General features: G+C 71.1%; 4 protein-coding genes and 1 pseudogene. 2 read left to right on the top strand and 3 right to left on the bottom strand.

All coding sequences use genetic code 11. The features are described from left to right. Positions 1 to 551, top strand: a 551-nt coding sequence (locus IH13_RS0120815) for an N-acetylmannosamine-6-phosphate 2-epimerase (protein WP_031086639.1), incomplete at its 5' end; no start/stop codon positions are given. Positions 552 to 611: 60 nt separating this feature from the next. Continuing rightward, a complete protein-coding gene (locus IH13_RS0120810; protein ID WP_031086637.1) occupies positions 612 to 2,078 on the top strand; it encodes a sialate:H+ symport family MFS transporter in 1,467 nt (488 codons plus the stop codon). Positions 2,079 to 2,183: 105 nt separating this feature from the next. Here IH13_RS0120810 and IH13_RS0120805 read toward each other — a convergent pair whose 3' ends face one another. The 3 genes and pseudogenes from IH13_RS0120805 to IH13_RS0120795 form a co-directional block, all read right to left on the bottom strand. Then, a complete protein-coding gene (locus IH13_RS0120805; protein WP_031086636.1) occupies positions 2,184 to 2,642 on the bottom strand; it encodes a MaoC family dehydratase in 459 nt (152 codons plus the stop codon). A gap of 35 nt (positions 2,643 to 2,677) precedes the next feature. Next, positions 2,678 to 4,021 carry an MFS transporter gene (locus IH13_RS0120800; RefSeq protein WP_031086635.1) on the bottom strand — a complete coding sequence of 448 codons (1,344 nt, stop codon included), beginning with the start codon at positions 4,019 to 4,021 and terminating at the stop codon, positions 2,678 to 2,680. Positions 4,022 to 4,189: 168 nt separating this feature from the next. Further along, positions 4,190 to 4,600 (bottom strand): annotated as a pseudogene (locus IH13_RS0120795) (acetyl-CoA C-acyltransferase); the annotation flags it as partial.

Here is a 4,600-nt window from a genome sequence, read left to right as displayed (position 1 = left end):
GCTCCGCGATCCGCGCCAACGAGCCGGAGGTCGTCGCCGCGATCACCGAGGCCGTGGACCTGCCGGTCATCGGTCTGTGGAAGGACGGCGACACCGGCGTCTACATCACCCCGACCGTCCGGCACGCCCTGGCGATCGTGGACGCCGGCGCGGCCGTCGTCGCCGCCGACGCCACCGACCGGCCGCGCCCCGACGGCTCGACCTTCGCCGAGCTGGTCGACGCCGTGCACGCGGCGGGCGCCCTGGTCATGGCGGACGTCTCCACGCTCGCCGAGGGGATCGCCGCCGCCGCGCAGGGGGCGGACTTCGTCTCGACCACCCTGTCCGGCTATGTGCCGGGGACCCCGAAGCAGACGGGCCCCGACCTCGAGCTTGTGACATCTCTCTCGGCCGCGATCTCTGTACCGGTCGTCGCCGAAGGCCGTATCAATACCCCCGAGGAGGCTGCCGAGGCCGTCGCCCGCGGCGCCCACAGCGTCGTGGTCGGTACGGCCATCACCGCACCCACCGCCCTGACCTCCCGCTTCGTCGCCGGGCTCGCCCGGCCCTGAGCAGCCCTCACCACGCGGGACGGTCTCAACGACGAGCCGTCCCGCATCCTGGAGCACACCGTGCAGAAAACTCCCCCCACGCTCCCCTGGTACCGCGAGGTGAGCGGTACCCAGTGGAAGTCCTTCTTCGCCGCCTGGATCGGCTACGTCCTCGACGGGTTCGACTTCGTCCTGATCACGCTCGTCCTCACCGAGATCAGTGACGACTTCGGGCTGAGCACGGTCCAGGCGGCCAGCCTGGTCTCCGGTGCCTTCATCACCCGGTGGCTGGGGGGTGCCGCACTGGGCGCACTCGGCGACCGGTACGGCCGCAAGCTCTCCATGGTGGTGAGCATCCTGCTCTACTCGCTGGGCACCTTCGCCTGCGGGTTCGCCTGGAACTACCACAGCCTCTTCGCGGCCCGGCTCGCCATCGGCATGGGCATGGCCGGGGAGTACAGCGCCAGCGCCACGTACGTCATGGAGAGCTGGCCCGCCCGGCTGCGCAGCCGGGCCAGCGGCTTCCTGATCTCCGGTTTCTCCGTCGGTTCGGTCCTCGCCGCGCAGGTCTACACCTGGGTGGTGCCCTCGCTGGGCTGGCGGTGGATGTTCTATCTGGGTCTGATCCCGATCGCGGTCGCGCTGTGGATGCGCCGGGCGCTGCCGGAGGCCGAGGAGTGGACCGCGGACGTCGCGGACCAGGGCGCCAAGCCCAACCCCTTCCGGCCGCTGTTCCGCACCAGGAGGCTGGCCCTGGTCAACCTGGTCCTGGTGGTCGCGGCCACCGTTTCGCTCTTCATGGTCTTCACCCCGAGCGGCGGGGGCATGGTTCCGGTGCTCTCGGTGGTCGCGGGCCTCTCCCTCGCCGCGTTCGCGGTGCAGCTGGGCGGGAAGCGCGGCTGGCTGCTGTACCTGTCGATGATCGTGGCGCTGTTCTTCGCGTTCCTGTACTCCTGGCCCATCCAGGCGCTGCTGCCCACCTATCTCAAGTCGGACCTGGGCTACAGCACCGACCAGGTCACCGACGTCCTGTACTTCGCGGGCTTCGGCACCATGGTGGGCTGCTGGACGGCGGGCTTCCTCGGTGACCGCATCGGCGCGAAGAAGGCGTACGCGTTCACGCTGCTGGCCTCGCTCGCCTTCGTCTACCCGGTCTTCGCGGTGCACGACAACCTGTTGCTGCTGGGCTGCCTGCTCTTCCTGCTCCAGGCGACGAGCTTCGGTATCTCCGGGCTGCTGCCGCGCTGGATCGGGGGCCACTTCCCCACCGCGAGCCGTGGCGCCGCGCTGGGCTTCACGTACAACGTCGGGGCGCTCGGCGGGGCCGTGGCCCCGGTGCTCGGGGCGCACCTGGCGTCCGGGATGGATCTCGGGCAGGCACTGGCGGTGCTGACCTTCGCGGGCACGGTGATCGTGGTGGTGCTGGTCGGCTTCGACGTGCCGGCCCGGCTGAACCGGCTGATCGACCCGGACGCGGTGGAGGACCACCTGTCCGCGCCCGAGAACGCTCCGGAACGCGCGCCGCGGCCGGAGCCCGCCGTCCGCTGACAGACGGCCGGTCCCCCGCCGGGCCGCGCTCCTGGGACGGAGCGCGGCCCGGCGCCGTACGTGCGGCCCCCGTGCCGGCGCGCCCCGGGACGCCGGGTGACGCCCTCAGGGACAGAAGTGCGTCAGCGATTCCGCGACGCAGGCCGGCTTCGGGGACCCTTCGAGCTCGAAGGTGAAGGCCCGGGTCATCTGCACGCCGCCCCGGGCCACCTCCCGCACCCCGGCGACCGAGGCGTGCAGCCGGACCCGGCCGCCGACGGGGACGGGCGCGGGGTGCCTGACCCGGTTCACCCCGTAGTTGAGGGCGCGGCCGACGCCGGTGACCTGGAGCAGTTCGCCGAACATCGGGATGCCCCAGCTCAGCACCATGTACCCGTGGGCGATGGTGCGGCCGTACGGGCCCTCGGCGGCACGGGCGGTGTCGGTGTGGATCCACTGGTGGTCCCCGGAGACGTCCGCGTAGGCGTCGATCAGCTCCTGGGTGACCTCCTTCCAGCCGGAGTGCCCGAGGTCGCGCCCGCCGAGGGCGAGGATCTCCGGGATGCCGTGCACGGTCAGGGGCATCGGTGGTGCTCCGTTCTGTTCGGTCCGGGGTGCGGTCAGGCGGTGGCGGGGGCGGTGCGGGGCGCCTCGGTGCGGTCGGCGGCCAGCTCGTCGTGGTTGGGGCGCCTGAGCAGCAGGAGCATGCAGCCGAGGGTGAGGGCCACCTGGAACACGGCGTAGGCGATGACCGCGGTGATGGAGCCGGTCCGGTTGAGCAGGAACTGGCCGATGATCGGGGTCGTACCGCCCAGCAGGGTGCCGCAGAGCTGGTAGCAGAGCGAGATGCCGGTGTAGCGGACGTGTGCGGGGAAACGGCTCGCCAGCATGCCGGCGAGGGCGGCGTAGTAGAGGCAGTGCGGGATGGTGGCGACGGCGACGCCGACCATGGCCAGGCCGTAGTTCTCGGTGCTGATGAGGACGAACATCACGGGCATCAGGATCAGTTCGGGTACCAGCATCACCGTCACGGCGCGCGACCAGCTCTTCATCCTCGTGGCGATGACCGCGCCGAAGGGCTGGACGATGATCTGCGTGATGTTGGCGACGAGGATGATCGTCAGGAACGAGCTGCGGTCGAAGCCGAGCGAACTGGTGGCCCAGGACAGGGCGAACGTCGACTTGAAGTAGGTGGCCGACAGGCCGATGGTGCAGGCGCCGATGCCGAGGACGATCAGCATGGGGTGGCTGCGCAGGACCTCGGTCAGCGGAAGCTTGACGACCTCCTTCTTCTTGATGAGGCCGGCCATGGCGGGCGACTCGGCGACCTTCAGGCGCACGAACAGGCCGACGATCACGAGGGCGGCGGAGGCGAGGAAGGGCACCCGCCAGCCCCACGCCACGAAGGCGTCGTCGGGGAGCTGGCTGATGGCGAGGAAGCTCAGGGTGGAGAGGGTGTTGCCGACGGGCGAGCCCTGCTGGGCGAACGCCCCGTACAGCACCGACTTGCCCTTCGGGGCGTGTTCGGAGGCGATGAGGACGGAGCCGCCCCACTCGCCGCCGAGGCCGATGCCCTGGATCATGCGGATGAGGACCAGCAGGATCGGGGCGGCGATGCCGATGGAGGCGTAGCCGGGGAGCAGCCCGATCGCGGTGGTGGAGATGCCCATCATCAGCAGGGTGATGACGAGGGTCTTCTTGCGGCCGAGCCGGTCGCCGTAGTGGCCGAAGACGATGCCGCCGAGGGGACGGGCGAGGAAGCCGACCCAGAAGGTGGCGAAGGCGACCAGTGTGCCTATGGCGCCTTCGAGTTCGGGGAAGAACACCTTGTCGAAGACGAGCGCCGCCGCGGTGCCGTAGATGTAGAAGTCGAACCACTCGATGGTGGAGCCGATGAAGGCTCCGAAACCGGCCCGGTTGGCGGCCTTCGTCTTCTCGCGCGCGGTTGCGGTGGACGCACTCATAGGTGGCTCCCGTGAACGTCGTTGATCAAGCGGATGGGGGCATGACGGATCAGGGCGCGGCCCGGCGCGCCCTGCGCCGCGGGGGTGGTTCGGGGACGGCGGCGTGGGTGGTGCAGGAGGGGGGACGGGGGTGTCAGGCGCAAGCGCCCGGCTTCGGCGCCGGGGGTGTCAGGCGCGGACGCGCTCGAAGACCGCGGCGAGGCCCTGGCCGCCGCCGATGCACATGGTCTCCAGGCCGTAGCGGGCCTCGCCGCGGTGCATCTCGCGGGCCAGGGTGGCGAGGATCCGGGCGCCGGTGGCGCCGACCGGGTGGCCGAGGGAGACCCCGGAGCCGTTGACGTTGATCCGCTGCTCGTGGTCGCTCTCGCCGAGGCCGAGCTCGCGGGTGCAGGCCAGGACCTGGGCGGCGAAGGCCTCGTTGATCTCGATGAGGTCGAGGTCGGCGAGGGTCAGCCCGGCGCGGCCGAGCGCGGCCCGGGTGGCCGGTACGGGGCCGAGGCCCATGGTGGCGGCGGGGACCCCGGCCCGGGCGAACGAGACGAGGCGGACGAGCGGGGTGAGGCCTGTCTCTTATACACA

The sequence above is a fragment of the Streptomyces sp. NRRL WC-3549 genome, assembly GCF_000721935.1.
In the GTDB taxonomy this organism is placed as follows: domain Bacteria; phylum Actinomycetota; class Actinomycetes; order Streptomycetales; family Streptomycetaceae; genus Streptomyces.
The sequence above is the reverse complement of the archived record's forward strand: the minus strand, read 5'-3'. Positions and strand labels throughout refer to the sequence as shown.